Consider the following 25,436-nt stretch of genomic DNA (forward strand, 5'->3'; position numbering starts at 1 on the left):
TCCGTCGGGTCATCCGGCCTTGCGACCTGAAGGCGAGTTGCCGCGCGTCTATGCGGCCCTAAGGTTCTTGGATCATCGCAGCCATCACTTGTTCGCGAGGTCCAGCACATGCCAGCACGCCGCGCGCGTTCCGCGCTTTGTCGCGTTCCGTTCCTCGCCCTGCTGGCGTGGCCCGGCATCGCGCGGGCCGAGAGCTTCCTGAACCCGGCGGGGCCGGTCGCGGCGCTGCAATACCAGCACCTGCTTGTCGTCACCGCCATCACCCTTGTCGTGGTGATCCCGGTCTTCGTGCTGACTCCGTGGCTCGTGCACCGCTACCGCTACGGGCGGCGCATGCCGTCGTATCGCCCCGGCTGGGACATGTCGAAGCTCTTCGAGTGGCTCTCGTGGAGCGTTCCGGTGGTGGTCGTCGTGGTGCTTGGTGTCCTGCTGTGGATCCGCACCCATCAGCTCGATCCCTACGCGCCGGTGCACGGGGCCAGCGGCACGCCCTACGAGGTCGAGGTGATCGGCTACGACTGGAAGTGGCTGTTCATCTACCCCGAAGAGGGCGTGGCCAGCGTCGGCGAGCTGGCCTTTCCCGCCGACCGTCCGCTGAAGCTGAGCCTGACCTCGCAGACGGTGATGCAGAGCTTCTTCATCCCGCGTCTCGGCGGCCAGATCTACGCGATGAACCGGATGCGGACCGAGCTGAACCTCGCCGCTGACAAGCCGGGCGCCTTCGGTGGGCGCAACACGCAGTACAACGGCAGGGGCTTCGCGATGCAGAGCTTCACCGCCCGCGCCATGAGCGACACCGATTTCGTCGCCTGGGTCGAGGCGGCGCGCAGCGAGGGGGTGCCCTTCGATGACGCCGCGCGCGAGGCGCTCGAGAGTGAGGGCACCAAGCTCGACCTGCGGCACGCGCTCGGGATGGAGGACGGCACCGTCGTGCATTTCGCCTCCGCCCCCGAGACGCTGTTCCGCGAGACCGCCGGACTGGAGGAGCACCACCAATGAACGACTGGGGATTTCCCTTCGGGCGGCTGACGTGGGACGCGATGCCGTTCACCCACATCCTGCAGGCCGAGACGCGGCTCGAGCTGTCCTCGGCCATCGTGGCGAGCACCGCCGCCGGCATGGCGCTGCTCGGGGCGCTGGTCGCCTTGTGGATCATCACCCGCAAGCGCTGGTGGGGGCCGCTCTGGCGCGACTGGCTGACCTCGGTCGATCACAAGAAGATCGGCATCATGTACGTGGTGTTCAGCTTCTTCATGCTGGCCCGCGCGCTGGCCGAGGCCATCGTGATGCGCACCCAGCAGGCGGTGGGTGCCGATGGCGGCGGCATCGTCGCCGCCGAGCATTTCGGAGAGCTCTTCACCACCCACGGCACGATCATGATCTTCTTCATGGCGATGCCGTTCCTCACCGGGCTCATCAATTACGTGGTGCCGCTGCAGATCGGCGCCCGCGACGTGGCCTTCCCGGTGCTGAACTCGGTGTCGCTGATGCTGACCATCGCCGGCGGCGCGATCCTCATGGTGTCGCTGCTGCTGGCGCCGTTCTCGACCGGCGGCTGGACCGGATACCCGCCCTTTACCGGGGCCGCCTTCAACCCCGGCGCGGGGCCCGACTACTGGATCTGGGCGGTGACGCTCAGCTCGCTCGGCACGACCTTCTCGGGGATCAATTTCGCCGTCACGATCTACAAGAAGCGCTGCCCCGGCATGACGCTGATGCGGATGCCGCTGTTCTCCTGGACCTCGCTCTGCACCTCGATCCTGATGACCTTCGCGATGCCGCCGCTGACCATCGCGACCGCGCTGCTGGCGCTCGACCGCTACCTCGGCTTCCACTTCTTCACCAACGACGGTGGCGGCAACATGATGAACTACGCCAACCTGTTCTGGCTGTTCGGCCACCCCGAGGTCTACATCCTCATCCTGCCGGCCTTCGGCGTCTGGTCCGAGGTCTTCGCGATCTTCTCGGGCAAGACGCTCTACGGCTACACCGCGCTGGTGCTCGCCACCATGAGCATCGCGGTGCTGAGCTTCACGGTCTGGGTGCACCACTTCTTCACCATGGGGCAGAGCGCCGATCTGAACGCGGCCTTCGGCATCGCGACGATGGCCATCGGCATCCCGACGGGGGTGAAGATCTACGACTGGATGCTCACCATGTATCGCGGCCGGGTGCGGATGACCGTGCCGATGCTCTACGCGGTGGCCTTCCTGTTCCTGTTCAGCATCGGCGGGCTGTCGGGCATCCTGCTCGCCAATCCCACCATTGATTTCCAGGTGCACAACACGCTGTTCCTCGTGGCGCATTTCCACAACATGCTGATCCCAGGCCTGCTGTTCGGAATGATCGCGGGCTACACGCTCTGGTTTCCCAAGGCCTTCGGCTTCCGGCTCGACGACCGCTGGGGCTACCGCGCGGCGTGGTGCTGGATCATCGGCTTCATGGCGGCTTTCTTCCCGCTCTACGCGCTGGGTCTGATGGGGATGCCGCGCCGGATGGCGGGCTACTTCGATCCCTACTGGACGCCCTTCACGCTGGTCGCGCTCGCCGGTGCGGGGATCCTCCTCGCGGGCTTCCTCTGCCTCGTGGCGCAGCTCTGGGTTTCGGTGCGCCACCGCGCGCGACTGGCGGTGCCGGTGGGCGACCCGTGGGACGGGCGCACGCTGGAATGGGCGCTGCCGGCGCCGCCGCCCGAGTGGAACTTCCCCTCGCAGCCCAACGTGGAAGGGCGCGACCCCTTCGCCACCCTGAAAGAGGCGGGCATGGACGTCGGCCCCCCCGAAGAGGGCTTCGAGGACATCGAGATGCCGAAGAACGCGCTGCTCGGCCCGGTGTCGGGGGCGATCGGCGTGGCGCTCGCCTTTGCGCTGGTCTGGCACATGTGGTGGGCCGCGCTGCCTCTGGCGCTGCTCGTCCCCGCCGTTCTGGTCGCGCAGGGCTTCCGCCGCGATACCGAGAAGATCGTGCCCGCCGAAGAGGTCGGTCGTGAATGGCGTGCCTACCGTGCGCTCGCCGCCGCGACCCCCAAGGCGCCGCGCCGCGCCGAGCTGACCCCCGAAAATCGGGGCCACGCCATTCCCATGCCGCAGGAGATGGAGCCATGAGCGGATCCGTGAGTCGCCACCCCGGACTGACCCTCGGATCCGGGAGTGGCCGCGTCGACGACGAGGCCGAGACGCAGGCCTTCGGCTTCTGGGTCTTCATGATGTCGGATGCCGTGCTCTTCGGCCTGCTGATCGCGACCTACGTGGTGATGCGGCCTGCCACCAACGGCGGGCCGGGGCCGCAGGAGCTCTACGAGCTGCGCCCGATCTTCATCGAGACGCTGCTGCTGCTCGCCTCATCGGTGGCGATGGGGTTCTCGCAACTGGCGCTGAAGCACGATTCCCACCCGCGCGGCATGATCGGCTGGCTGCTGGTGGCCATGGCATTCGCGCTGGCCTTTGCCGGCTACGAGCTGCACGACTTCGTCAAGATGTCGTCCGAGGGCGGCACCCCGGGCGTCAGCGGTTTCCTGTCGTCCTTCTGGGCGCTGGTGCCACTGCACGGGCTGCACGTCCTGAGCGCCTGCCTCTGGGCCGCGGGCCTGCTGGGGCAGATCGCGGTCTACGGGGTCGACGACAAGGTGAAGCTCGGCATGGCCCGGCTGTCGGTGCTATGGCATTTCCTCGATCTCGTGTGGATCGGGATCTTCTCCGTCGTCTACATCGGGGGGCTGGCATGAGCGACAACCCGCAGAAACGCCACGAGGCGATGAGCTACCTGCTCGGGCTGGCGCTGGCGCTGGTGCTGACCCTGCCGATCTTCGCGATGGTCGCGTGGGACCTCGCGTCGCGCGGCACGATCCTCTGGGTCACGGCGGGAGCGGCGGTGATCCAGATGGCGGTGCACCTGCGGTTCTTCCTGCACATCCGTCTGAAGGGCCAGACCCGCGAGGACCTGCACCTGATCCTGTTCACCACGCTGATCCTCGCGCTGATGGGTTTCGGCACGATCTGGCTGCTGTGGGACCTGCACGCCCGCATGGGGTGAGTGCAGGGCAGACCCGTGCCCGCAGAGCGTTGGACGCCGGCCGGAAACCATGTATGACGCCGCGACCGGCTGTGAACGGGAGGGCGGAGTGCAGCGGAAGACGGCAACCACGGCGCGCGACGTGTCCGGGCAGGCGAAGCCGCCGCTGCTCGAGCTCGCGGGTGTCACGGTCCGGCTGAACGGTGCCGAGGTGTTGCGCGACGTCTCGCTCCGCGCCAGCGACCGCCGTATCGCCATCGTCGGTCGCAACGGTTCGGGCAAGACCACGCTGGCACGGGTGATCGCCGGGTTGCAGCCGGTCGATGCCGGCACCGCGACGATCGGCGGAAGCGACATGGCGCGCGACCGCAAGGCGGCGCTCCGGGCGGTGGGCATCCTGTTCCAGAATCCCGACCACCAGATCATCTTTCCGACCGTCGAGGAGGAAATCTCCTTCGGCCTGCTGCAACTTGGCCAGGGTCGCGACGCGGCCCGCGAAGCGACTCGCGAGATTCTCGCCCGCTTCGGCAAGAGCCACTGGGCCGAGGCAGCGACCCATGCGCTGTCGCAGGGGCAGAAGCAGCTTGTCTGCCTGATGTCGGTGCTGGCGATGCGGCCCGCGCTGATCGTGCTCGACGAGCCCTATTCCGGGCTCGACATCCCGACCCGGATGCAGCTGATGCGCCACGTCGACGGGGTTGATGCGACCGTGGTTCAGATCACCCACGATCCGGCCAGCGTGCGGCACTACGACCGCGTGGTCTGGATCGACGAGGGCCGGGTGCGGCAGGATGGTCCCGCGGCCGAGGTGCTGGCCGCCTTCGAGCAGCAGATGACCGCATGGGGGGGCGCCGATGATCTCTCTGACCTCGCCGGTTGAGACCTGGGCCCACCGGGTGCCCGCCGGTGTCAAGCTGGCGGCGCTGTCGCTGGCGACGGTGGGGCTCTTCATGCTGGACGACCCGGCGTGGCTGGCGCTGGCACTGGCCGGCGTCGTGGCGCTGATCCTGACCGGAGGCCTGCGCTTTGCCCGGGCCGCCGCGCGCAGCCTGCGCATCCTCGTGCCGTTCCTGCTGCTGATCGCCGTCTGGCACGGGCTCACCGGGCAGCTGGCCGAGGGCCTCGCCGTTGCGCTGCGGCTGATGGCGGCGCTGTCGCTGGCGAATTTCGTGACGATGACGACCCGGCTCACCGACATGGTGGCGGTCGCGGGTTTCCTCACCACGCCCTTCCGGCGCTTCGGGCTGTCGACCCGGGCGCTCGAGCTTTCCGTCGCGCTGGTGGTGCGCTTCACCCCGGCCATCGCGCGGCAAGGCAGCCTGCTGTCCGAGGCCTGGCGCGCGCGCTCGCCCCGCCGCACCGGATGGCAGATCGTCATGCCCCTTGCGGCACTGGCCATCGACGATGCAGAACATGTCGCCGAGGCGCTGCGCGCCCGCGGCGGCGTCGAACCGCCCAACGACACAGGATAAGGACCGGTCATGGAACGCAATCTCACCCTCATCGCACTGTTCGCGGCGCTGATCGCCGGGCTCGGGCTGATCCCGAAATTCACGCTTGCCTTCGGCGTGCCAATCACCGCGCAGACGCTCGGCGTGATGCTCTGCGGCACGGTGCTGGGCGCGAAACGCGGAGCGCTGGCGGTGCTGCTGTTCATCGCGCTGGTCGCGCTCGGGCTGCCGCTGCTGGCCGGCGGACGCGGCGGGCTCGGCGTCTTCGCCTCGCCGACCGTGGGCTTTCTCGTGGGCTGGCCGTTCGCCGCCTTCGTCACGGGCCTCATCGTCGAGCGCTGGCAGGGCCGGCTGGCGCTGGTGGCCTCGGTCGCCTCGGTCGTGGGCGGCATCGTCGTGCTCTACGTCTTCGGCGTCGTGGGCATGTCGATCACCCTCGGCAAGACGATCCCCGAGGCGGCGCTGCTGGTCACCGCCTTCATTCCCGGCGACGTGCTCAAGGCCGTGCTCGCCGGTCTCATCACCTCGGGGCTGGCGCGCTCGCGTCCGTCGAGCGTTCTGTCGCGCGGGTGAGCCGGGCATGAGCCACACCGGGGCGGAGGCGCTGCTCTTGGGCCGGCGCTCGGTGCGGGCCTTTCGGCCCGACCCGGTGCCGGGGGCAGACGTCGTGCGCATCCTGCGCGCGGCGCGCTCCGCCCCGAGCGGCGCCAACCTCCAGCCCGGATGCTTCCACGCGCTCACCGGCGCGCCGCTGGCCGGGCTTTCCGACGCGCTGGTCGCGGTGGCCGAGGCCGACCGTGCACCGGTGTCGGAATACTCCTACTTCCCGCAGCCGATGCCCGCAGAGCTGAAGGCGAAGCAGCGCGCGGCGGGATACGCGCTTTACAGTGCGCTCGGGATCGGACGCCGCGACATCGCCGGGCGCAAGGCCCAGTTCGTCGAGAACTACCGGTTCTTTTCCGCGCCCGTGGGCATCGTCGTGACCATCCGGCCCGACATGGGCAAGGGGTGCTTCATGGACCTGGGCATGGCGCTGATGGCGCTGATGCTCGCCGCCGAGGGCATGGGCTACGCCACCTGCGGCATCGGCGCGCTCGCCAACTACGCCGACGTGGTGCACGGGCATCTTGGCCTTGGCGCCGACGAGATGGTGGTCTGCGGCATGGCGCTGGGGCGGCCGGACGAGACCGCGCCCGTCAACAGCGTCGAGACCGACCGCGACCCGCTCGAGGCCTTCGCGATGCTGCGGGGCTTCACCGATCCGACATGAGCAGCGCGGTGCCGAGTCCGCCCGCCGCCGCGATGGCGGCAAGGCCGGTGCCGCCGCGCGCGTTGATCTCGTGGTAGAGGCGCACCGCGTTGATCGCCCCCGATGCACCGATCGGGTGCCCGCGTGCCAGCGCGCCGCCGCCGGGGTTGACGATGGCGGGATCGAGCCCGGCGCCCGTGACGCAGGCGATGGCCTGCGCGGCAAAGGCCTCCATGATTTCGGCCACCGCCAGCGCGCCGGGCGCAAGCCCCGCCCGTGACAACAGCGCCTCGATGGCCGCGACCGGCGCGAGTCCGGGGCGGTCGGGCCGCCCGCCGAGCGTGAGCCCGCCGGCGTAGCGCAGGCCAGCGCGCCCGAGCCGCGCCGCCACTCGGTCCGAAACAAGGATGCAGACCGCCGCGGCGTCGGCGGCGACGGCGGCATTGGCGGCGGTGATCGTGCCCGACACCACCGGGGCGCGAGCCGCGAGCCGGGGCGTGAGCGCGCGGGCAAAGGCATCGTGACCGAGCCCTGCGAGCGGCACGATCTCGGGCGAGAGATCGGCGGCGCGGGCCTTGGCGTGGCTTTCGCAGGCCCATCTGTCTTGCGCATCGCGCGAAATGCCCTGCTCGCGGGCAAGTGCGTCCGCAGCGGCGTCCATCTCCGGGTCCAGATCCGACCACGGCACGAAGGGCGGCCGGTCGTAGGGCAGGGGGGCTCCGCCCTCGGGGTCGGTGCGCGACCGCAGCGGCCGGCGCGAGTAGGATTCGACCCCGCCCGCGGCGACCACCTCGGCCTGTCCCGAGGCGATCAGCGCGGCACCCAGCACCAGCGCGTCGAGCCCGCCGCAGCACTGGCGGTCGATGGACAGCCCCGCGACCCGTTCCGGCAGGCCGGCGGCCAGCGCCACCAGCCGCGCCGGGTTGCCGCCGGCGCCGAGCGCGTTGCCGAGCACGAGCTCGTCCACCTCGTCGGGTGCGAGACCCGCCGCCGCGATGGCCGCCCGCAGCACCGGCGCGCCAAGCTCGTGGAGCTCGAGCCGCGACAGCGCGCCGCCGCGCGGGGCGACCGGCGAGCGCAGGGCCGAGAGGATGCGGACCCCGGTCATGCCCCGGCCTCCAGTCGCCGCGCGATCTCGCCGAGGTCGGGCTTGCCCGAGACGGTAAGCGGGAAGTCGTCCATCTCGACGACCCGGCGGGGCGCTGTCAGCGTGCCGAAGATCTCGCGGCCCCGGCGCAGCAACCGCTCGGCGGTGCCCGGCGCGGCGGGGGCCGCGATCACGGCCACCAGAACGTGGCCGCGTTTCGAGTCTGGAAGCGGCACCACGGCGCAATGGGTGAGCTGCGGATCGGCCAGCAGGGTGGCCTCGATGTCCTCGGGAAAGACGTTCTGGTCGGCGATGGTCACCATCCGCTTGCGCCGCCCGGCGACGGTGAGATTGCCCTCGGCGTCGAGCGCACCCATCTCGCCCACGGTGACGAAGCCGTCCTGCCAGCGGGTCTCGGGGCTGCCGCCCTCGGCATAACCCTCGAAGAGATAGGGGCTGCGCACCCAGATTTCGCCGAAATGTCCTCGGGACGGGGCGATGCGGATCTCGACGCCGGGATAGGGGCGCCCGACCGCCCCTTCGGGGGTCGCGGCATCGCCCCAGGCGATGAAGCTGGTCTCGGCGGCGCCGTAGAACTCGCGCAGCAGGGCATTCGGGCAGAGCGCGGCGATCCGGGCGCGCAGGCCCGCCGGCATCCGCCCGCCACCGCAGAGAATGTGGCGCAGCGCGGGCAGCGGCGCACCCGCATCGCAGAGCAGCCGCAGCTGGGTCGGCGTGGCATAGAGGACGGTGGCCCCTGCCGTGGCAAGACAGGCGGCCTGCCGGTCGGGGCGCATCCCCTCGACGCAGTGCAGGTCGGCGCCGAGATGCGCGGCCTCGACGATGCCGTAGAGTGCCAGCGAGTGGGCGGGCGCGCCGAGGATGGCGTAGACGTCCCCTTGCCCAAGGCCGAGGGCCGCGCGGTTGACCTCGAAGCTGGCGATCCACGAGCCATGGCTGCGGCGGATGGTCTTGGCCGCGCCGGTGGTGCCGGAGGAGCGGCTGCGGAACCACCCCGGCGCGCCGCCGGGCACGCGGCCGATGCCCTCGGGGCCGACGGTGAATTCTGCCTCCGCACGGATGGCGACGCGCAGCGCGTGCAGGTCGCGGGCCGTGGCGCCGTCCTGCGCCGGGTCGTCAAGCGGCCGTCCGCGCAGCAGCAGCCGGGTCGTGTCGGACCATTGGAAACAGGCAGCGGGCGGGGCCATCGGGATCACCTACGCGGCAGGGCGATGCCGCGACCGCGCGCGGCGGGCATCGAGGAATGCCGAGGCGGGTAGCATGAAGACGCCCGCAGTGCCATCCGGACAGGCGTTCCAAGCCCTGCAAACGTCAGGAGAGCGCGGGCGGTCGCCGGGGCGGCCAGTCGGTCGCGCGGTGATAGGCGTCGCCCATGGCGAGGATCGCGGCATCGCTGCCGGTCGGGCCGAACAGCTGCATCCCCATCGGCAGGCCTGCGTCGGAGAACCCGGCGGGCAGGCCGAGGCAGGGAAGGCCGGCAAGGCTCACCGGCACGACGACCTCCATCCAGCGATGATAGGTGTCCATCTCGCGGCTGCCGATGCGGGTGGGGTGGCGCCAGTCGACCGGGAAGGGCCAGACCTGTGCCGAGGGCAGCGCCAGCGCGTCGAAGCGCTCGAAGAGCTGGGCGGCCTCGCGATACCACAGCGACCGGATGCGGCTGGCCTCGTAGAAGGCCGCGGCGCTCAGCGCCTGGCCCTGGTCGATCTCCCACAGCGATTCCGGCTTGGTGAGCGCGCGCTTTTCGGGGTCCGAGGCCAGCGCCTGCTTGGAACCTGCGTTGAGCCCGGCGCGCAGGGTCGTCCAGGACGACCACAGGTCTTCGGCGGGAAAGGGCGGGTCGAGCGGCTCGACGATGGCGCCCAGATCCTCGAACACCGCCAGTGCCGCTTCGCAGGTCTCGCGGATGCCCGGCTCGAGCGGGTAGGCGCCGCCCCAGTCCGCGAGCCAGCCGATGCGCTTGCCCGAGAGGGTCTCGCAGCCGATGTCCGAAAGATCAGGGGGAGGGCGGCCGAAGGGCGCCTCGGGGTTCGGCCCCGCGAGCACCGAGAGCAGCAGGGCGAGGTCGCGCGGGCTGCGCGCCATCGGGCCCTCGGTCGAGAGCGTCGACAGGAAGGTGTCGCCGCCCGAGTCCTGCGGCACCAGCCCCCAGCTCGGCCGGAAGCCGTAGACGTTGCAGAAGGCCGCCGGGTTGCGCAGCGAACCCATCATGTCCGAGCCGTCGGCAAGCGGCAGCATCCGCGCGGCGAGCGCGGCGGCCGCCCCGCCCGACGAGCCCCCGGCGCTGCACGCGGGGTCGTAGGGGTTGCGGGTGGGGCCGAACACCGGGTTGAACGTGTGCGAGCCGTGGCCCCATTCCGGCGTGTTGGTCTTGCCGATGACGATGGCGCCCGCCGCCTTCAGCCGCGCGGCGACGAGGTCGTCTGCCTCGGGGATGTTGTCGGCGAAGACCGGCGAGCCGAAGGTGGTGCGCAGGCCCTTCGTCGCCACGAGATCCTTGATCGCGACAGGAAGCCCGTGCAGCGGCCCGGCCAGCGCCCTGTTGTCCCGGTCCCGTGCCTCGGCCAGCAGCTCGGCGCGCGGGCGCAGGCTGACGATGGCGTTGATCCCGGGGTTGAGCCGGTCGATGCGGTCGAGCACCGCCTCCATCAGCGCCCGGGACGACAGCTTGCCGTCCCGCATCGCCTCGACGATCTGCGTGGCGCCGAGCTGCGTCGGGTCGGCGATCTCTGTTCCGCTCATGCGCGCGGTCTCCTTCGGCGGTCTTTGCGGGCAGACCCTAGCCCCGCGATCACTCCGCCGCCAGCTGCGAGCCCTCGGTGATGAGCGGGGTGTAGTGATGCGGCAGTCGCATGGTGATGAGATCCTTCCGCCGCGTGACGTTGGTCGGGTAGGGCCCGCCGAGGTTGGTCAGGTCGATGTCGAGCGTCGCCAGTCCCGGCGTGTCGAGGATGGCGCTTTCGTCGCGCGGGAAGGCAAAGGTGTCTGCACCGAAGATGCCGCTGTGACCGGGGGTGTCCTTGCAGGCGTTGGCAAAGGCGAGATGCAGGTTGTTCTCGCCGCTGCGGGTGCGGAAGGCGTGCCAGTGGTAGGGATCGGCGCCCTTGGGGATGGGGTAGTTGTGAGGGATCGCGGTGCCCTCGTGAGCGCCGGTGAAGCCTTCGGGCAGATCGGCGGGGCAGGCGATGATGTCACAGCCCTCGAGCGCGAGGATGCGGCCCGCCTCGGGCAGCAGCGCATCGGTGCCGGTCAGCAGGCCGACGCGGCCGAAGGGCAGGTCGAACCAGGCCCAGGCGTTGCCGGCGGTGGCCCACGCCCGGTCGGCAAGGGACAGGTGGATCTTGCGGTAGCTCCCGACGCGGCCCTCGGGACCGGAGAGAACCACCGTGTTGTAGGCCTGCGCCCCGTCGCTCTCGGCGAAGCCCGCGACCATGTGCAGTCGGTGGCGCATGGCGATACGGGTGAATGCGGAGATCGTCTCTCCGGTGATCGGCTCGGGCGTCCTGGTCAGGCAGAGCTCGGGCAGCACCAGCAGCGCGGCGCCCTTCGCGGCGGCCTCGGCGGCGTAGGCCTCGACCGTCGCAAGGTTCTCGGAGGCATCGTCCGACGGCGCGAACTGCGCCACCGCCAGCGTCGAGGCGGTGCCTTCGGGCAGCGGCTGGTAGCCGTAGAGCCTGTGGTAGTCGAGCGGGTTCCAGGTGAAGCTGTTGGTCATCAGCGTCTTGTAGAGCTCGGGCCGGCGCATCTCGAAGACCGGCTCGCCCAGCACCTCGCGGGTGCGGGCGCGGGCCGGGTCGATCATGCCGGTGACGATGGCATCGCCGCCGTCGACGCTGGCCTCGACCGTGCCGTCCGGTCCGATGATGCAGCTGCCGCCCGAGAACTGCACCGTGCGTTCGAGCCCCCAGCGGTTCGATTCCACCACGTAGCAGCCGTTCTCGAAGGCGCGGGTGATCCAGTAGGGCGCGGGAGTCCGCTCGGCCAGCCAGTTGGAGATGTGGCAGATCACGTCGGCGCCCTCGAGCGTCTCGAGCCGCACCGTCTCGAAGAAATGCAGATCCATGCAGATGACGATGGCGATGCGCCCGAGTTCGGTGTCGAAGACCGCGTGGGCGATGTCGCCCGATGCGGCCCACTTGGGCTCGGCGATGTAGGGGTGCGACTTGCGGTGCTTGCCGACGATGCCGTCGGGGCCGATCAGCGCGGCGGAGTTGTAGTAGAGCCCTGTCGCCTCGTCGACCTCGGGCATGCCCACGACGATGTAGCAACCGTGCTGCGCCGCGATCTCGTGGAACCGCGCCGTGGTGGGGCCGGGGATCGGCTCGACCTGACCGGAGACCTCGGCACGGTCGTACCAGCAGTAGCCCGTGGTGCCCATCTCGGGGGTCACGATCAGCTTCGCGCCGTCCGCGGCGGCCTCCTCGCACATGCGCAGAAGGGTCGCGATGTTGCGGTCCTTCTCGAACATCGTGGGTTCGAACTGGATCGTGGCGGTCTTGAAGGGCGCGGGGGTGGTCATGCGAATCTCCTGTCCTGGGGCGGAACGACGTCCCGGGGATGCAATGGCTTTCCATATTATTGAAATATCAAATATCGACAATCAAGAGGATTTGCGGATGTCCTGGGCGACGCCACGGTGCCAACCAGAAATGACACGTGGATCGCCAGTATACGACTGTATATTGGCACTTCTCGCACAATCAGTGAGCAACATCCCCGTCATTTCGCCCAAGGTTTACGCGTTTTCATGTATCAAGAATGAATTTCTCAGAATGTATATTTGCATTTTCAAGCATTATGGCGAGCTTCGAGAAGGTCCAAACACCAACAGGGAACCGACATGACCAAGCTCAGCAGACGGAAGTTTCTTCACACGACCAGCATGGCGGGCCTCGCCACGCTGGCCTCCCCGCTCGTGGCGCGCGCGCAATCCGACACCATCAAGATCGGCGGCCTGCACGACCTCTCCGGCGCGCTCGATTCCACCGGCGTTCCGATGAACCAGGTGTTCCAGCTTGCGATCAAGGAGATCAACGAGGCCGGCGGCCTTCTCGGCAAGCAGGTCGAGCCGGTGATCTACGACCCGCAGTCGAACATGTCGCTCTATTCCCAGTACGCGACCCAGCTGGCGCTGCGCGACCAGGTCGACGTGGTCATGGGCGGCATCACCTCCGCCTCGCGCGAGACGATCCGCCCGATCTTCCACCGCTACGACACCTTCTACTTCTACAACACCCAGTACGAAGGCGGCGTCTGCGACCGCAACGAGATCACGCTCGGCACGACGCCCGCGCAGACCGTGGCCCGCCTGATCCCCTACGGCATGAACCTCTACGGCAAGAAGGTCTACACGATCGCGGCCGACTACAACTACGGCCACATCACCGCGGCCTGGGTGAAGCGCTACGTCGAGGAAAACGGCGGCGAAGTCATCGAGACCGAGTTCTTCCCGCTCGACGTGTCGCAGTTCGGCTCGACGATCTCGAAGATCCAGGGCGCGGCTCCGGACTTCGTCCTGTCGGCGCTCGTGGGCACCTCGCACCTCGGCTTCTACCGCCAGTGGGCGGCGGCCGGCATGAAGTCGGAGATCCCGGTCCTGTCGACCGTCTTCGGCGCCGGCGGCACCGAGCAGGTCATCATGACCCCCGAGGAAGGCAACGGCATCATCTCGTCCTTCGGCTACTTCGAGGCCATCGACAACCCGACCAACAAGGCGTTCCTCGAGAAGGTCGAGGCGGAATACCCGGACAAGGACTGGGTGATGTCCGAGATCTCGGAGGTCACCTACGAGGGCGTGAAGATGTGGGCCGACGCGGTCGCCGAAGCAGGCACCACCGAGCGCGACGCGCTGCTCGAAGTGCTGACCTCGGGCAAAACCTACGACATGCCCGCCGGCAAGGTGAAGATCGATCCCAAGACCCAGCACGCCATCCGCGACGTCTACATCGCCGAGCTGCAGGACCAGGTCTTCGAGATCAAGGAAAGCTATCCCGACAGCCCGCCGACCGACACGCAGATGGTCTGCGACCTGATCGAGAACCCGGATTCGAACGAGCACTTCGAGATCAGCCTCTGATCTGAAACGCAGGAGACGAGCATGGACTATACACTCGTAATCGCGCTGGAGATGGTGCGGGCCGTGGCCTGGCTGGTGCTGCTGGCCTCGGGCCTCGCCATCATCTTCGGCATGATGAAGATCATCAACTTCGCCCATGGGGAATTCCTCATGCTGGGCGGCTACACGGTGGTGATCTCGACAGGCAACGGCGTCAACGAGTGGTTCGCCATGCTCGTCCTCGCCCCCATCGTGGTGGGGATATTCGGGGTGATCGTGGAGCGGCTGGTGATCCAGCGGCTCTACGGACGGATCCTCGACAGCCTCCTGGCGACATGGGGGCTGTCGATGCTGATGATCGGCGGCGTGACGATGATCTTCGGCAACTCGGTCACCGGGGTCGCCACGCCGCTCGGCGGCATGAGCATCGGCGACTACCAGGTGCCGCGCTACAACTTCGTGCTGATCTTCGCAGCGATCTTCCTGCTGCTGGCGATCTGGGCGGTGCTGAAATTCACCAAGGCCGGGCTCATCGCCCGCGCCACGATGCAGAACCCCGACATGTCCGAGGCGCTCGGCATCCCGACGCGCTGGGTCTACATGGCGACCTTCGGCATCGGCTCGGCGGTCACCGGCTTCGCCGGCGCGCTGCTGGCCCCGATGACCGGTGTGGTGCCGACCATGGGCGTGAACTTCATCGCGCAGAGCTTCATCACGGTCATCACCGGCGGGGCCTCGGTCATCACCGGCACGCTCAGCGCCGCCGGGCTGCTCGGCTCGATCAGCCAGGGCATGACCTTCCTCACCGGTCCGGTCTACGGCGACGCCGCGCTGCTGCTGGCAGCCCTCGTGCTGCTGCGCCTGCTGCCGCAGGGCATCACCGGCCGCATCTTCAAGAAATCTCTCTGAGGGACTGGGACACATGGAAAAACCCGTTACCCGAGATCCCGGCTTCTACGTCATGGTGGCGATCGGCCTGGCCGTGATGTTCGCGGCGCCCGTGATGCTGGATCTCTTCACCATCATGCAGATCACCCAGTACGTGGTGCTCTCGGTCTTTGCCCTGTCGCTGGGGTATATCTGGGGCTTCGGCGGCATCCTGAGCTTCGGCCAGGCCGCGTTCTTCGGGCTCGGCGCCTATACCTTCGCGGTGGCCTCGATCAACATGGGGTCGACCACGATCCCCATGGTGCTCGCCTTCGTCATCCCGACGATCTTCGGCGCGGCGCTCGGCTACTTCATGTTCTACGGTCGGCTCTCCGATGTCTATCTCGGCGTGGTGACGCTGGTGGTGGCGCTGATCTTCTGGAAGCTCATCAACCACACCGCCGGGCCCGAGTATTCCATCGGCGAGGCGCGCCTCGGCGGCTTCAACGGCATCCCGTCGATCCCGACGCTGCACGTGCCCGGTGACCCCGGCGCGTGGCTCGACCCGGGCCAGATGTTCCAGGTCTTCATGGCCTTCCTCATCATCATCTACATCGCGCTGCGCTTCCTGATCGCCTCGGACTTCGGCCGCGTCTCGATCGGCATCCGCGAGAACGAGACCCGCGCCAGCCTGCTCGGCTACGACGTGCGCAAGCAGAAGGTGGTCGTCTTCGCCATCGGTGGCGGCATCGCCGGCATCGCGGGCGCCATGTGGGCCACCTACCAGGCCTTCATCGACCCCAACTCGGTCTCGATGGAGATGTCCGCGAAAGCCCTCGTCTGGGTCATGGCCGGCGGCGTCGGTACCCTCGTTGGCCCGATCATCGGCTGCATCCTGCTGCAATGGCTGACGCTGCAACTGGGCACGGTCGACGTGGTGAACTCGATCGCCGTGCTGGGCGCGATCATGATGATCCTCGTGCTGGCGCTGCCCAAGGGCATCGTGCCGACGGCGCGGTCGCTGATGCTCGGCGGCTACGTGCTGTGGAAGCGCAACCACGGGCAGGGGCAGGCGATGCCCGGAAAGGCGGTGAAGGAATGAGCGAGCACATTCTCACGACCAGCGGCCTCACCATGCGCTTCGGCGGTGTGACGGCGGTCGACAACGTGGACTTCAACCTCAAGGACGGGGAGCTGCGTTGCCTGCTGGGCCCGAACGGGGCGGGGAAGTCGACCTTCTTCAAATGCCTCACCGGCCAGCTGACGCCCACCGAAGGCACCGTGACCTTTGCCGGTCAGGACATCACCGGCGCGCATACGCACCAGATCGTCAACCTCGGCGTCGGCATCAAGACGCAGGTGCCCAATGTCTTCGACGGCATCACCGCCTATGAGAACGTGCGCCTGAGCGCCCGTCGCAAGCACCTCAAGCCGATGGCGAAGGAGCTTACGATGCACACGCTCGAGCGCTGCGGCATCACCCATCTGGCCAAGCGCGAGGTCGGGCTGCTGTCGCACGGCCAGCGTCAGCTCGTGGAGCTGGCGATGGTGCTGGCGGGCGAGCCGAAGCTCATCCTGCTCGACGAGCCCGCCGCCGGCATGACCGGCGACGAGCGCGACCGGCTGGCGCAGCTGGTGCTTGAATCGGCGCGCTCGGCGGCGGTGGTGGTGGTCGAGCACGACATGGCCTTCATCCGCCAGATCGCCAAGTTCGTCACCGTCTTCAACCGGGGCGCCATCTTCCGCGAGGCGATGATCGACGACATCATGCAGGACCGCGAAGTCCAGGAAATCTATCTGGGGAAACAGGCCAATGCTGCTTGACGTAAAGGGCCTCTCGGCCGCCTACGGGCTCGTTCCGGCGCTGCACCGCGTCGATTTCCATGCCATGCCGGGCGAAGTGGTGGGTATCCTCGGCCACAACGGCATGGGCAAGACCACCCTGATGCGCTCGATCATGGGCTACGTGAAGGTGACGGGGGGCGAGATCAACTTCGACGGCAAGTCGATCCTCGGCACCCCGGTCAACGCGCGGGCCAAGATGGGCATCGGTCTCGTGCCGCAGGGCCGGCAGATCTTCCCCAACCTCAGCGTGGAAGAGAACCTGCACGTGGCGATCCCGGGCAACAAGACCGAGGTCGCCCGCACCACCGACGAGATGCTCGAGCTTTTCCCGCGCCTCAAGCGGCTGCTCGACCGGCGCGGCGGCGCGCTCTCGGGCGGCGAACAGCAGCTTCTGGCGCTCGCACGCTGCCTTGCGCGGCACCCGCGGCTGATGCTGCTCGACGAGCCGACCGAGGGCATCCAGCCGTCGATCATCGACGAGATCTCGGAGACGCTGGCAAGCCTCACGAAGAAGATCGACATCACCATCGTGCTGGTCGAGCAGAACCTCGACTTCATCACCGGCCTGTCGGACCGGGTCTACGCCATCTCGAACGGCGTGCTCGACCGCGAGATCCCGAAGGCGGAGCTGACCGATGCGGGTGCCGTGAGCGCCTTCATGGGCTTCACCGCCTGACCTCTTCGGGCGTCCCCGTGGGGACGTCCTTTCCATAGCGACAAAAGGACTGAACGGATGTCTGTGACACTTCCGAACGAGGAACAATTGGCCGACGTGGCCGACCGGCTTGGCTTCAATCTTTCGCCCGAGGACGTGAAGAGCTTCCAGGGGCTGATGCAGGGCTACGTCGACGCCTACAACGCCGTCGACCTGATGATCGACCCCATCCCCGAGATCACCTATCCGCGCACCGTTGGCGTCCGGCCGCCGGTGGAAGAGAACGAGCTCAACGCGTGGTATGTCAAATCCACCGTCGAGGGCGCCCCCGAGGGCAAGCTCAAGGGCAAGACCGTGGTGCTCAAGGACAACGTCATGCTCGGCGGCGTGCCGATGATGAACGGCTCTTCCACGCTCGAGGGCTACGTGCCCAACGTCGACGCCACCATCGTGACGCGGATGCTCGACGCGGGTGCCACCATTGTCGGCAAGGCGCATTGCGAGTGCTTCTGCATGTCGGGCGGCTCGCACACCTCGGCGCAGGGGCCGGTCTGCAACCCGCACGATCCGACCCGGTCGGCCGGCGGCTCGTCCTCGGGCTCGGCGGCGCTGGTGTCGAAGGGCGAGGTCGACATGGCCATCGGCGGCGACCAGGGCGGCTCGATCCGGATGCCCTCGGCCTTCTGCGGCACCGTCGGCATGAAGCCCACGCATGGCCTCGTGCCCTACACCGGCATCGTGCCCATCGAGATCACAATCGACCACGCCGGCCCGATCACCTCGACCGTCGCCGACAATGCACTGCTTCTCGAGGTGCTCGCGGGCTCCGACGGCTACGACAGCCGCCAGATCGACATCTCGGTCTCCGAGTATACCGAGGGCCTCGACAAGCCGGTGAAGGGCATGAAGGTCGCGATCCTCAAGGAAGGCTTCGGCCACGCGACCAGCCAGCCCGAGTCCGACGAGAAGGTCCGCGAGGCGGCGAAGAAGCTGGAAGCGCTCGGCGTCACGGTCGAGGAAGTCTCGATCCCGATGCACCTGCTTGCCCCGGCGATCTGGGCACCGATCGGCCTGCAGGGTCTGACCCAGACCATGATGCTGGGCGATGGCTACGGCACCTCGCGCCCCGATCTGTATGTCACCAGCTTCATGGACTTCCACCGCGGCTGGCGCGAGCGCGCCGACGAGCTGTCGGAGACGCTGAAGCTCGCGATGCTCTTCGCGCAGTATTGCGACGACGAATACGGCAAGCGCTTCTTCGGCAAGGCGTTCAACCTCACGAAGCCGCTCAAGGCCGCCTATGACGCGGTGCTGGCCGATTACGACGCGATCCTGATGCCGACCGTGCCGATGACCGCCACCCCGCTGCCCGGCCCCGACGCCAGCCGCGAGGAAATCGTCGAGCGCGCCTTCGAGATGCTCAACAACACCTCGGCCTTCGACATCACCCATCATCCCGCGCTTTCGGTGCCCTGCGGCAAGGTCGACGGCCTGCCGGTCGGCATGATGCTCGTGGGCAAGATGTGGGACGAAAAGACCCTCTACACGCTGGGCGACGCCTTCGAGAAATCGGGCGACTGGACCAGCTGGTAACGCTCCCTCCCCGGAGACCTTCCCGTCCCCTGATGACCCGGGGGCGGGCTTTTCCCCTTCGCAAGGACGGACAGATGAAAGACCAGATCCCGGACGGGCCGCTGATGCTCGAAGCGGTGCTGGGGCGCGCGGCCGACGCCGAATGGCACGACCGGCTGCATGCGCTGGAACACGAGGGCGCGCTCGAGACCGTCTCGATCCCCGAGGCCGACGCCGCGCGCAAGCGGATGCGGGTGACGACCGACCGCGGTCGCGATTGCGCCATCGCGCTGCCGCGAGAGCAGGGACTGTCGGACGGCGCGGTGCTGTTCCACGACGGACGGCTCGCCATCATCGCCCGCATCGACGGCGCGGCCCGGATGCGCCTGAAGCCCGCCACCGTCGACGATGCCCTGCGGCTCGGTCACTGGTGCGGCAACCTGCACTGGAAGGTGGTGTTCGGCGCGGGCGTGATGGACGTGGTGCTCGACGGCCCGCGCGACCGCTACGAGGCGCGGCTCACGGACCTGCGCGGCCTTGCCGATTTCGAGATCATGGACGCGGAATGACGCTTTCGACCATCCGCGCGATGCAGCTTGCCGACAGCGCCTTCCCCTCGGGCGTCTTCGCCTATTCCTGGGGGCTGGAAAGCGCACTGGCCGAGGGCCAGGTCTGCAAGCGCTCGCTCGCCGCATGGGTGGCGATGGAGCTGCGCACGCGCTGGTTCCGCTTCGACCGGGTGGCGCTGGCGCGGGGCTTCGACCTGTCCGGAGACGCGCTCACCGCGTGGTTCGAGACCGTCGACACGCTGATGCCGGTGGAACGCCTGCGCCGCGACAGTGCCGAGGCCGGCGACGCACTCTTCGCCTCGGCCCGCGCGCTGCGGGTGACGATGGACCCCGGCGCGCTCGACGCGCAGGCGCGGGGCATCGGCCACTTCGCGGTGGCGCATGGCGTCTTCCTCCGCGCCTGCGGGCTGAACCTGACGGAGGCGCTGGAAACCTCGGCGCTCGGCATGGCGCGGGGCGCCTTCTCGGCGGCGGTCCGGCTGGGCCAATCTGGCGCGATCACCACCCAGCGGGAACTTCTCGACCTCGCGCCGCTCATCGCGGACCTCGCGACGGAGCCCGCCCCCGACGATCTGCCCTCGGGCTTCATGCCGCTGTCGGACGTGGCGCTGATGCGTCCGCGCGACGGGCGGCTCTTCATCAACTAGAAAGGCGCGCAGATGCACCTGACACCCACCGAAATGGAGCGGCTGACGATCTTCACCGCCGCGGAACTCGCCCGCCGCTACGTGGCGCAGGGCATCCGGCTCGCACACCCCGAGGCGGTGGCGCTGCTCGCCGACGAGCTGCTGACCTTTGCCCGCCACGGCCACACGCACAGCGAAATCGTCTCGCATGCCTCGACGCTGCTCACGCATGAGCAGGTCGAGCCCGGCGTGGCGCATATGCTCAAGACCTTCTCGGTCGAGGTATCGATGGCCGAGGGCACCAAGCTCATCACCGTGTTCGACCCCATCGCCCCCGCGCCGGGCGATCCGATCCCCGGCGAGGTCATCCCCGCGAGCGGAGAGATCGAGATCAACGCGGGTCGCGAGGCGCGCACGGTCACCGTGCTCAACACCGGCGACCGCACCATCCAGGTCCGCTCCCACGCGCATTTCTTCGAGGTGAACCCGGCGCTGCAATTCGACCGCGAAGCCGCCTTCGGGATGCGCCTCGACCGGCCCTCGGGCGGGGGTGAACGCTTCGATCCCGGGATCGAGAAAGAGGTCGTGCTGGTGCCCTACGGCGGCAAGCGGGTGGTGCACGGGTTCGCCGGGCTGACCGAGGGTCCGGTGGAAAGCGGCCTCGAGACGGCGCTGGAGCGCGCAAGGCAGAAGGGATACGTCAAATGAAACTTGCACGAGATGCCTATGCCCGGCTCTACGGTCCGACCACGGGCGACATGGTCCGCCTTGGCGATACCTCGCTGATCGCCGAGATCGAGCACGACCACACCCACCCGGGCGACGAGCTGACCGCCGGCGCCGGCAAGATCATGCGCGACGGCGAGGGGTTCTGCACCACCGGCACGGCGGCGAACGGCGCGCTCGACATGGTCATCATGAACGCGATCATCATCGACGCGGAGCTCGGCATCGTGAAGGGCGATATCGGCATCCGCGACGGGCGCATCGTCGGTGTGGGCAAGGCGGGCAACCCCGACATCATGGAAGGCGTGACGCCCGGCATGACGACTGGCCCCAACACCACCACCGTGCATGGCGACAACCATTTCGTCACCGCCGGGGCCATCGAGGCGCACGCCCACTTCCTGTCGCCGCAGCAGTGCCACCATGCGCTGGCCGGCGGCTGCACCACGATGATCGGCATGTCGCCGGGCCCGAACTTCGACGTGTCGTGCTCGGGGCCGAACGTGCTGGGCAAGCTGATCCAGGCTGCCGATGAATACCCGATCAACTTCGGTTTCCTCGGTCGGGGAAACTCCAACCCCGAGGCGGTGGCGGAAAGCGTCAGCGGCGGCGCCCTCGGCGTGAAGATCCACGAGGATTTCGGTGCTTCCCCGGCGGTGCTCGACGGCACGCTGACAGCTGCCGACGACGCGGATTTCTCGGTGCACCTGCACACCGACACGATCAACGAGTTCGGCTTCTACGAAACCACGATGGACGCCATCGCGGGCCGTTCGATCCACATGTATCACACCGAGGGGGCAGGGGGCGGCCACGCGCCCGACATCCTCGTGGTGAACGGCTACCCCAACGTGCTGCCGTCATCGACGAACCCCACCAACCCCTACACGCTGCCCGCGCTCGAAGAGGGCGTGCCGATGACCATGCTCGCCCACATGATGAGCTTCGACCTGCTCGAGGACGTCGCCTTTGCCGAGGCGCGCATCCGCCCGCAGTCGATGGCGGCGGAGGATCTGCTGCACGACAGCGGTGCGATCTCGATCTTCGCCACCGACACGCAGGGCATGGGGCGGCTCGCCGAGAACCTTGCGAAATGCTGGCAGCTGGCCTCGGTGATGAAGGACCGGGTGGGGCGTCTGCCCGAGGAGACGACGGCGCAGGCGGACAACGAGCGCATCCTGCGCTACATCGCGAAATACACCATCAACCCGGCGATCGCGGCGGGCATCGACCACGAGGTCGGCTCCATCGCGCCCGGCAAGATGGCGGACATCGTGCTCTGGCCCTTTGCCTTCTTCGGCGCCAAGCCCCGCACGGTCATCAAGTCCGGCACCATCGTCTGGGCCACCATGGGCGACGGCAACGCCAGCTTCCCCGGCGCCGAGCCGATGATTCACCGCCCGATGTGGGGCTCGCTGGGCACGGCCAAGCACAAGCTCGGCGTGACCTTCGTGTCGAAGCTGGCCATCGAGGCCGGCACCGAGGCCAAGCTGGGCGTGCAGAAGCCGTTCGTGCAGATCAAGAATGTGCGCAAGCTCGGCAAGTCCGACATGATCCGAAACACCGCGCTGCCGAAGATCACCGTCGATCCGCAGACCTTCGAGGTCGAGGCGGACGGCGTGCCTCTCGTGGCCGAACCGGCCCGCAGCGTTCCCCTGGCAAGAAGGTATTTCCTGAGATGACAGCCGCACGTGTCGGCATCGGAGGCCCCGTGGGCTCCGGCAAGACCGCCCTGATCGAGGCCATGCTGGCCGAACTGAAAGAAGCGGGCATAGAGACCGCCGTGATCACCAACGATCTCGTCACCGACGAGGACGCCGAGCGCCTGCGCAAGGGCGGCAAGCTCGACCCCGACCGGGTGCGCGCGGTGCAGGCAGGGGCCTGCCCGCACACGGTGATCCGCGAGGACCCGACGCTCAACATGGCCGCCGCCGACCGGCTCGAGGCAGATTACCCCGGCCTCGATCTCATCCTGCTGGAGTCGGGCGGCGACAACCTCGCCTCGACGTTCTCGCCGGATCTCGTGGATTACTGGATGTTCGTGATCGACGTGGCGGGCGGCGACGACATCCCGCGCAAGAAGGGGCCGGGCATCCTGCAAGCCAACCTGCTGGTCATCAACAAGGCCGATCTCGCGCCGCATGTGGGCGTCGATTTTCCGAAGATGCTGACCGAGGCGACCGAGGTCCGCGGTGGTGGCGCGGTGCTGCCCACGGTCTGCCGCAAGGGCGAGGGCGTGGCCGAGGTGGTCGGGCACCTGCGCCGCGAGGTGCTCTTCAAGTGAAGGATTTCGGCGCAGCGCCGCCGCAGGTCGCGCTCACCTGCGGGCTGGCACCGGACGGCGGCACGGCGATCCTCGACCGCCACGTCGAATGGCCCTGGTCGCTGCCGCGCGGATACCGGCGCGAGGGCTTGCAGGGGCCGCTCACCATCCTGCCGCAATGCGCCGGCGCGGCGCTGCTTCCAGGCGATCACTGGCGGCACGAGGTGCGCGTTCAGGCCGGTGCCTCGGTCGACATGGTGAGCGCGGGCGCGCTGATGATCCACGCCGACGCGCGGCGCGGACGGGCCTGCCGTTCCGACTGGAGCTTTTTCGCCGAGGACGGTTCAATCGTGCGCCATCTCGCCGATCCGAACGTGCTGATGACCGGGGCGAAAATGCACCAGCGCATCGGTGTGACACTGGCCCCCGGAGCGCGGGCGGTCCTCTTCGACGGATTCTGTCGCCGGGAGCCGGAAGCCGGGGCAAGGGGCGGCTTCTGGGATTCCGACCTCGTCATCGAGGACACCGAAGGCCGCACGATCCTGCGCGAACGGCAGCATGTGACCGAGGCGGATCTGATCGGATTTGCGGCCCTGCGTGGGGGTGTGGCGGCCTTCGGCACCGTGACCTTCATCGGCGCGCGCCCCTTCGACGAAGGCCCGCTGGAGCTGCCCGACTGCTACGCCGCCGCCGGGGCTGCGCGCGGCGACGCGGGACAGATCGTCCGCATCGCCGCACGGACCGGAGGCGCGCTCGACCGCGCCTTCCGGCAGATCCGTTCGCTTACATGAACCGCGTGAGGTCCGGCCGCTTCGTATGAAGGTCGGTCACCCGCTGGAACGCCGCGCCGAGCTTGAAGAGCTTGTCCTCGGTCAGCGCGTGACCCATCAGCTGGAAGCCGATCGGCCCGCCACGGCTGTCGAAGCCGCCGGGCAGCGTCAGCGACGGATAGCCGGTGAAATCGGCCGGTGCGGTGAACTTCAGCATGTCGCCGAGGTTCTCGCCCTTGCCCGCCGACGGCGCGGCGTAGGGATTATCCAGCTCCGCCATCGGCGCGCCGGTGATCGGGAACAGCACCGCGTCGAGCCCGTGCATCGCCCGCGCCACGCTGCCGTTGTAGACCAGCCGCCATTGCATCGCCGCGCCGACGTCTTTCGCGGACAGGCTCAGGCCGTAGTCCAGCAGCTCGGTCAGATGCGGCGCGTAGCCGTCGCGCTGCTCGGGGAAGCGGCCCTCGTGGGCAAGCGCGACCTCGATGGCGCAGAGCACCGTCCACTGGTCGACCGCGTCCGAGGGCCAGGGGAAGGAGACCGGCACGATCTCGGCGCCGAGGCTCTCGTAGACCGCGATGGCTTCCTCGATGACGGCGGCGGTTTCGGGCGCGCTCTCGTCGATCACCGCGGCGCGGTCGACGCCGATGCGCATTCCCCGGACCGGGCCGGCGCAGGCAGCGAGGTAGTCAGGCACCGGCGCCAGAAGCGCGGTCGGGTCGTTGGCGTCGGCCCCCGCGATGGCGGTCATGATCGCGGCGCAGTCCTCGGCGGTGCGGGCCATCGGGCCGACGTGGTCGAGGCTGTCGGCCAGTGCGAACACGCCATGACGGCTGACCCGGCCCCAGGTGCCTTTCATCCCGGTGATGCCGCAGGCTCCCGAAGGGAAGCGGATCGAGCCGCCGGTGTCCGAGCCGGTCGAGCCGAAGGCCATGCCGGCAGCGACCGATACCCCCGAGCCCGAGGACGAGGAGCCCGGCCACAGCTTGGGGTTCCACGGGTTCTTCGGCACCGCCATCTTGTCGTTGTGACCGGAATAGGCACCCTCGGTCATGCCGAGCTTGCCGATCGTGATGCAGCCCGCCTGTTCGAGCCGCTCGGTCACCGTGGCGTTGCGCCCGGTCTGGTTGTCCTTGAGCAGGGCCAGCCCCGCCGAGGTCGGCGCGAAATCGGTTTCGCACAGGTCCTTGAGCGCGAAGGGAATGCCATGCAGCGGGCCCCGATCGAGGCCGGCGGCGCGTTCCTTCGTGGCGATCTCGGCCTTTTCGAGCGCGCGGTCGCGCGTGAGGGCGATGAAGGCGGTGAGCTTGTCCTCGACCGCGTCGATACGCGACAGGACAGCCTCGGTCACCTCGAGCGGCGTCGCCTGGCCGCTGGCGATCAGCGCGCTGGTCTCGGTGAGGGAAAGGTCCGGGATATCGCGCGAGGACAGGTTGGCCACCTTGCTGTGGGCGTTCATGGGGGGTCTCCTAGGTCTTGTCGGAAAGATGTCTCCTGCAAATACTAGAAAACGATAATATCCGAGAATCCACAATATAATCCCGACGATCCTGCTCCGGCGCATTCTTGGCAGTCGCGGCCGGAATCCTGCGTAGAGAATAGGCACTCGCTGCGTGGCGGCGGATGTGAAGTTCCACAGTCTTTGTGGAGAGGTCCAACACGCGTTACC

The 25,436-nt window shown here is 68.4% G+C and carries 25 protein-coding genes; 20 read left to right on the forward strand and 5 right to left on the reverse strand.

Going from position 1 to position 25,436, the window contains the following annotated elements:
- Positions 1–108: 108 nt before the first annotated feature.
- The 8 genes from D6860_RS10430 to D6860_RS10465 all read left to right on the forward strand — a co-directional run bounded on the left by D6860_RS10430 (position 109) and on the right by D6860_RS10465 (position 6,732).
- Positions 109–999 (forward strand): cytochrome ubiquinol oxidase subunit II family protein, encoded by an 891-nt coding sequence (locus D6860_RS10430; protein WP_076624269.1) that lies wholly within the window; start codon positions 109–111, stop codon positions 997–999.
- Positions 996–3,104, forward strand: coding sequence for a cbb3-type cytochrome c oxidase subunit I (locus D6860_RS10435; RefSeq protein ID WP_093412086.1), 2,109 nt, complete (start codon positions 996–998; stop codon positions 3,102–3,104). The genes D6860_RS10430 and D6860_RS10435 overlap by 4 nt, the downstream gene beginning before the upstream one ends.
- Complete coding sequence (locus D6860_RS10440; protein WP_017469546.1) at positions 3,101–3,724, forward strand: cytochrome c oxidase subunit 3; 624 nt, start codon at positions 3,101–3,103, stop codon at positions 3,722–3,724. The genes D6860_RS10435 and D6860_RS10440 overlap by 4 nt, the downstream gene beginning before the upstream one ends.
- Positions 3,721–4,032, forward strand: a complete 312-nt coding sequence (locus D6860_RS10445; protein ID WP_076624268.1) for a cytochrome o ubiquinol oxidase subunit IV — start codon at positions 3,721–3,723, stop codon at positions 4,030–4,032. Before D6860_RS10440 ends, D6860_RS10445 begins: the two co-directional genes overlap by 4 nt.
- A gap of 88 nt (positions 4,033–4,120) precedes the next feature.
- The gene (locus tag D6860_RS10450; RefSeq protein ID WP_371683190.1) at positions 4,121–4,891 is read left to right on the forward strand and encodes an energy-coupling factor ABC transporter ATP-binding protein; all 771 of its coding nucleotides are present in this window, start codon (positions 4,121–4,123) and stop codon (positions 4,889–4,891) included.
- Positions 4,866–5,483 (forward strand): energy-coupling factor transporter transmembrane component T family protein, encoded by a 618-nt coding sequence (locus D6860_RS10455; RefSeq protein WP_076624267.1) that lies wholly within the window; start codon positions 4,866–4,868, stop codon positions 5,481–5,483. Before D6860_RS10450 ends, D6860_RS10455 begins: the two co-directional genes overlap by 26 nt.
- A 9-nt stretch (positions 5,484–5,492) precedes the next feature.
- On the forward strand, positions 5,493–6,035 hold the full coding sequence (locus D6860_RS10460) for a biotin transporter BioY (protein WP_076624266.1): 543 nt from the start codon (positions 5,493–5,495) through the stop codon (positions 6,033–6,035).
- A gap of 7 nt (positions 6,036–6,042) precedes the next feature.
- Positions 6,043–6,732: a nitroreductase gene (locus D6860_RS10465; protein WP_076624265.1), complete on the forward strand. Its 690-nt coding sequence runs from the start codon at positions 6,043–6,045 to the stop codon at positions 6,730–6,732.
- On the opposite strand, the gene D6860_RS10470 is transcribed toward D6860_RS10465, so the two are convergent.
- The 4 genes from D6860_RS10470 to D6860_RS10485 form a co-directional block, all read right to left on the reverse strand.
- Positions 6,716–7,819: a thiolase family protein gene (locus tag D6860_RS10470; RefSeq protein ID WP_076624264.1), complete on the reverse strand. Its 1,104-nt coding sequence runs from the start codon at positions 7,817–7,819 to the stop codon at positions 6,716–6,718. The two genes, D6860_RS10465 and D6860_RS10470, sit on opposite strands and share 17 nt — an antisense overlap.
- Complete coding sequence (locus D6860_RS10475) at positions 7,816–9,006, reverse strand: AMP-binding protein (protein WP_076624263.1); 1,191 nt, start codon at positions 9,004–9,006, stop codon at positions 7,816–7,818. The genes D6860_RS10470 and D6860_RS10475 overlap by 4 nt, the downstream gene beginning before the upstream one ends.
- A 124-nt stretch (positions 9,007–9,130) precedes the next feature.
- On the reverse strand, positions 9,131–10,561 hold the full coding sequence (locus D6860_RS10480; RefSeq protein WP_076624262.1) for an amidase: 1,431 nt from the start codon (positions 10,559–10,561) through the stop codon (positions 9,131–9,133).
- Positions 10,562–10,610: 49 nt separating this feature from the next.
- Positions 10,611–12,338: a nitrilase-related carbon-nitrogen hydrolase gene (locus tag D6860_RS10485; RefSeq protein ID WP_076624261.1), complete on the reverse strand. Its 1,728-nt coding sequence runs from the start codon at positions 12,336–12,338 to the stop codon at positions 10,611–10,613.
- A gap of 321 nt (positions 12,339–12,659) precedes the next feature.
- Between D6860_RS10485 and D6860_RS10490 the strand changes: the two genes are divergently transcribed.
- The 12 genes from D6860_RS10490 to D6860_RS10545 all read left to right on the forward strand — a co-directional run bounded on the left by D6860_RS10490 (position 12,660) and on the right by D6860_RS10545 (position 23,788).
- Positions 12,660–13,895: an urea ABC transporter substrate-binding protein gene (locus tag D6860_RS10490; protein WP_076624260.1), complete on the forward strand. Its 1,236-nt coding sequence runs from the start codon at positions 12,660–12,662 to the stop codon at positions 13,893–13,895.
- A 21-nt stretch (positions 13,896–13,916) separates the two neighbouring features.
- A complete protein-coding gene (locus D6860_RS10495; protein WP_076624259.1) occupies positions 13,917–14,783 on the forward strand; it encodes a branched-chain amino acid ABC transporter permease in 867 nt (288 codons plus the stop codon).
- A 13-nt stretch (positions 14,784–14,796) separates the two neighbouring features.
- Positions 14,797–15,843, forward strand: coding sequence for an ABC transporter permease subunit (locus D6860_RS10500; RefSeq protein WP_017467400.1), 1,047 nt, complete (start codon positions 14,797–14,799; stop codon positions 15,841–15,843).
- A complete protein-coding gene (locus D6860_RS10505; RefSeq protein ID WP_017467401.1) occupies positions 15,840–16,565 on the forward strand; it encodes an ABC transporter ATP-binding protein in 726 nt (241 codons plus the stop codon). The genes D6860_RS10500 and D6860_RS10505 overlap by 4 nt, the downstream gene beginning before the upstream one ends.
- Complete coding sequence (locus D6860_RS10510) at positions 16,555–17,262, forward strand: ABC transporter ATP-binding protein (RefSeq protein ID WP_017467402.1); 708 nt, start codon at positions 16,555–16,557, stop codon at positions 17,260–17,262. The genes D6860_RS10505 and D6860_RS10510 overlap by 11 nt, the downstream gene beginning before the upstream one ends.
- 57 nt (positions 17,263–17,319) lie before the next feature.
- A complete protein-coding gene (locus tag D6860_RS10515; protein WP_076624258.1) occupies positions 17,320–18,834 on the forward strand; it encodes an amidase in 1,515 nt (504 codons plus the stop codon).
- 74 nt (positions 18,835–18,908) lie between these two features.
- Positions 18,909–19,382 carry an urease accessory protein UreE gene (locus D6860_RS10520; protein ID WP_076624257.1) on the forward strand — a complete coding sequence of 158 codons (474 nt, stop codon included), beginning with the start codon at positions 18,909–18,911 and terminating at the stop codon, positions 19,380–19,382.
- Positions 19,379–20,029: an urease accessory protein UreF gene (locus D6860_RS10525; RefSeq protein WP_017470157.1), complete on the forward strand. Its 651-nt coding sequence runs from the start codon at positions 19,379–19,381 to the stop codon at positions 20,027–20,029. Before D6860_RS10520 ends, D6860_RS10525 begins: the two co-directional genes overlap by 4 nt.
- Positions 20,030–20,041: 12 nt before the next feature.
- Complete coding sequence (locus tag D6860_RS10530; protein WP_076624256.1) at positions 20,042–20,716, forward strand: urease subunit beta; 675 nt, start codon at positions 20,042–20,044, stop codon at positions 20,714–20,716.
- Positions 20,713–22,416, forward strand: coding sequence for an urease subunit alpha (gene ureC / locus D6860_RS10535; protein WP_076624255.1), 1,704 nt, complete (start codon positions 20,713–20,715; stop codon positions 22,414–22,416). Before D6860_RS10530 ends, ureC begins: the two co-directional genes overlap by 4 nt.
- Positions 22,413–23,018 carry an urease accessory protein UreG gene (ureG, locus tag D6860_RS10540; RefSeq protein WP_076624254.1) on the forward strand — a complete coding sequence of 202 codons (606 nt, stop codon included), beginning with the start codon at positions 22,413–22,415 and terminating at the stop codon, positions 23,016–23,018. Before ureC ends, ureG begins: the two co-directional genes overlap by 4 nt.
- The gene (locus tag D6860_RS10545; protein WP_017469463.1) at positions 23,015–23,788 is read left to right on the forward strand and encodes an urease accessory protein UreD; all 774 of its coding nucleotides are present in this window, start codon (positions 23,015–23,017) and stop codon (positions 23,786–23,788) included. Before ureG ends, D6860_RS10545 begins: the two co-directional genes overlap by 4 nt.
- Here the strand turns inward: D6860_RS10545 and D6860_RS10550 are convergent.
- Positions 23,781–25,226: an amidase gene (locus D6860_RS10550; RefSeq protein WP_076624253.1), complete on the reverse strand. Its 1,446-nt coding sequence runs from the start codon at positions 25,224–25,226 to the stop codon at positions 23,781–23,783. The two genes, D6860_RS10545 and D6860_RS10550, sit on opposite strands and share 8 nt — an antisense overlap.
- Positions 25,227–25,436 lie beyond the last annotated feature (210 nt).

It is taken from the genome of Salipiger sp. D13 (assembly GCF_003703915.1).
GTDB lineage: Bacteria > Pseudomonadota > Alphaproteobacteria > Rhodobacterales > Rhodobacteraceae > Salipiger > Salipiger profundus.

What these genes read in the sequence shown, in the direction of transcription:
- D6860_RS10430 (WP_076624269.1), top strand. Translation starts at nt 109, where the DNA reads ATGCCAGCACGCCGCGCGCGTTCCGCGCTTTGTCGCGTTCCGTTCCTC.
- D6860_RS10435 (WP_093412086.1), top strand. Translation starts at nt 996, where the DNA reads ATGAACGACTGGGGATTTCCCTTCGGGCGGCTGACGTGGGACGCGATG.
- D6860_RS10440 (WP_017469546.1), top strand. Translation starts at nt 3,101, where the DNA reads ATGAGCGGATCCGTGAGTCGCCACCCCGGACTGACCCTCGGATCCGGG.
- D6860_RS10445 (WP_076624268.1), top strand. Translation starts at nt 3,721, where the DNA reads ATGAGCGACAACCCGCAGAAACGCCACGAGGCGATGAGCTACCTGCTC.
- D6860_RS10455 (WP_076624267.1), top strand. Translation starts at nt 4,866, where the DNA reads ATGATCTCTCTGACCTCGCCGGTTGAGACCTGGGCCCACCGGGTGCCC.
- D6860_RS10460 (WP_076624266.1), top strand. Translation starts at nt 5,493, where the DNA reads ATGGAACGCAATCTCACCCTCATCGCACTGTTCGCGGCGCTGATCGCC.
- D6860_RS10465 (WP_076624265.1), top strand. Translation starts at nt 6,043, where the DNA reads ATGAGCCACACCGGGGCGGAGGCGCTGCTCTTGGGCCGGCGCTCGGTG.
- D6860_RS10470 (WP_076624264.1), bottom strand. Translation starts at nt 7,819, where the DNA reads ATGACCGGGGTCCGCATCCTCTCGGCCCTGCGCTCGCCGGTCGCCCCG.
- D6860_RS10475 (WP_076624263.1), bottom strand. Translation starts at nt 9,006, where the DNA reads ATGGCCCCGCCCGCTGCCTGTTTCCAATGGTCCGACACGACCCGGCTG.
- D6860_RS10480 (WP_076624262.1), bottom strand. Translation starts at nt 10,561, where the DNA reads ATGAGCGGAACAGAGATCGCCGACCCGACGCAGCTCGGCGCCACGCAG.
- D6860_RS10485 (WP_076624261.1), bottom strand. Translation starts at nt 12,338, where the DNA reads ATGACCACCCCCGCGCCCTTCAAGACCGCCACGATCCAGTTCGAACCC.
- D6860_RS10490 (WP_076624260.1), top strand. Translation starts at nt 12,660, where the DNA reads ATGACCAAGCTCAGCAGACGGAAGTTTCTTCACACGACCAGCATGGCG.
- D6860_RS10495 (WP_076624259.1), top strand. Translation starts at nt 13,917, where the DNA reads ATGGACTATACACTCGTAATCGCGCTGGAGATGGTGCGGGCCGTGGCC.
- D6860_RS10500 (WP_017467400.1), top strand. Translation starts at nt 14,797, where the DNA reads ATGGAAAAACCCGTTACCCGAGATCCCGGCTTCTACGTCATGGTGGCG.
- D6860_RS10505 (WP_017467401.1), top strand. Translation starts at nt 15,840, where the DNA reads ATGAGCGAGCACATTCTCACGACCAGCGGCCTCACCATGCGCTTCGGC.
- D6860_RS10510 (WP_017467402.1), top strand. Translation starts at nt 16,555, where the DNA reads ATGCTGCTTGACGTAAAGGGCCTCTCGGCCGCCTACGGGCTCGTTCCG.
- D6860_RS10515 (WP_076624258.1), top strand. Translation starts at nt 17,320, where the DNA reads ATGTCTGTGACACTTCCGAACGAGGAACAATTGGCCGACGTGGCCGAC.
- D6860_RS10520 (WP_076624257.1), top strand. Translation starts at nt 18,909, where the DNA reads ATGAAAGACCAGATCCCGGACGGGCCGCTGATGCTCGAAGCGGTGCTG.
- D6860_RS10525 (WP_017470157.1), top strand. Translation starts at nt 19,379, where the DNA reads ATGACGCTTTCGACCATCCGCGCGATGCAGCTTGCCGACAGCGCCTTC.
- D6860_RS10530 (WP_076624256.1), top strand. Translation starts at nt 20,042, where the DNA reads ATGCACCTGACACCCACCGAAATGGAGCGGCTGACGATCTTCACCGCC.
- ureC (WP_076624255.1), top strand. Translation starts at nt 20,713, where the DNA reads ATGAAACTTGCACGAGATGCCTATGCCCGGCTCTACGGTCCGACCACG.
- ureG (WP_076624254.1), top strand. Translation starts at nt 22,413, where the DNA reads ATGACAGCCGCACGTGTCGGCATCGGAGGCCCCGTGGGCTCCGGCAAG.
- D6860_RS10550 (WP_076624253.1), bottom strand. Translation starts at nt 25,226, where the DNA reads ATGAACGCCCACAGCAAGGTGGCCAACCTGTCCTCGCGCGATATCCCG.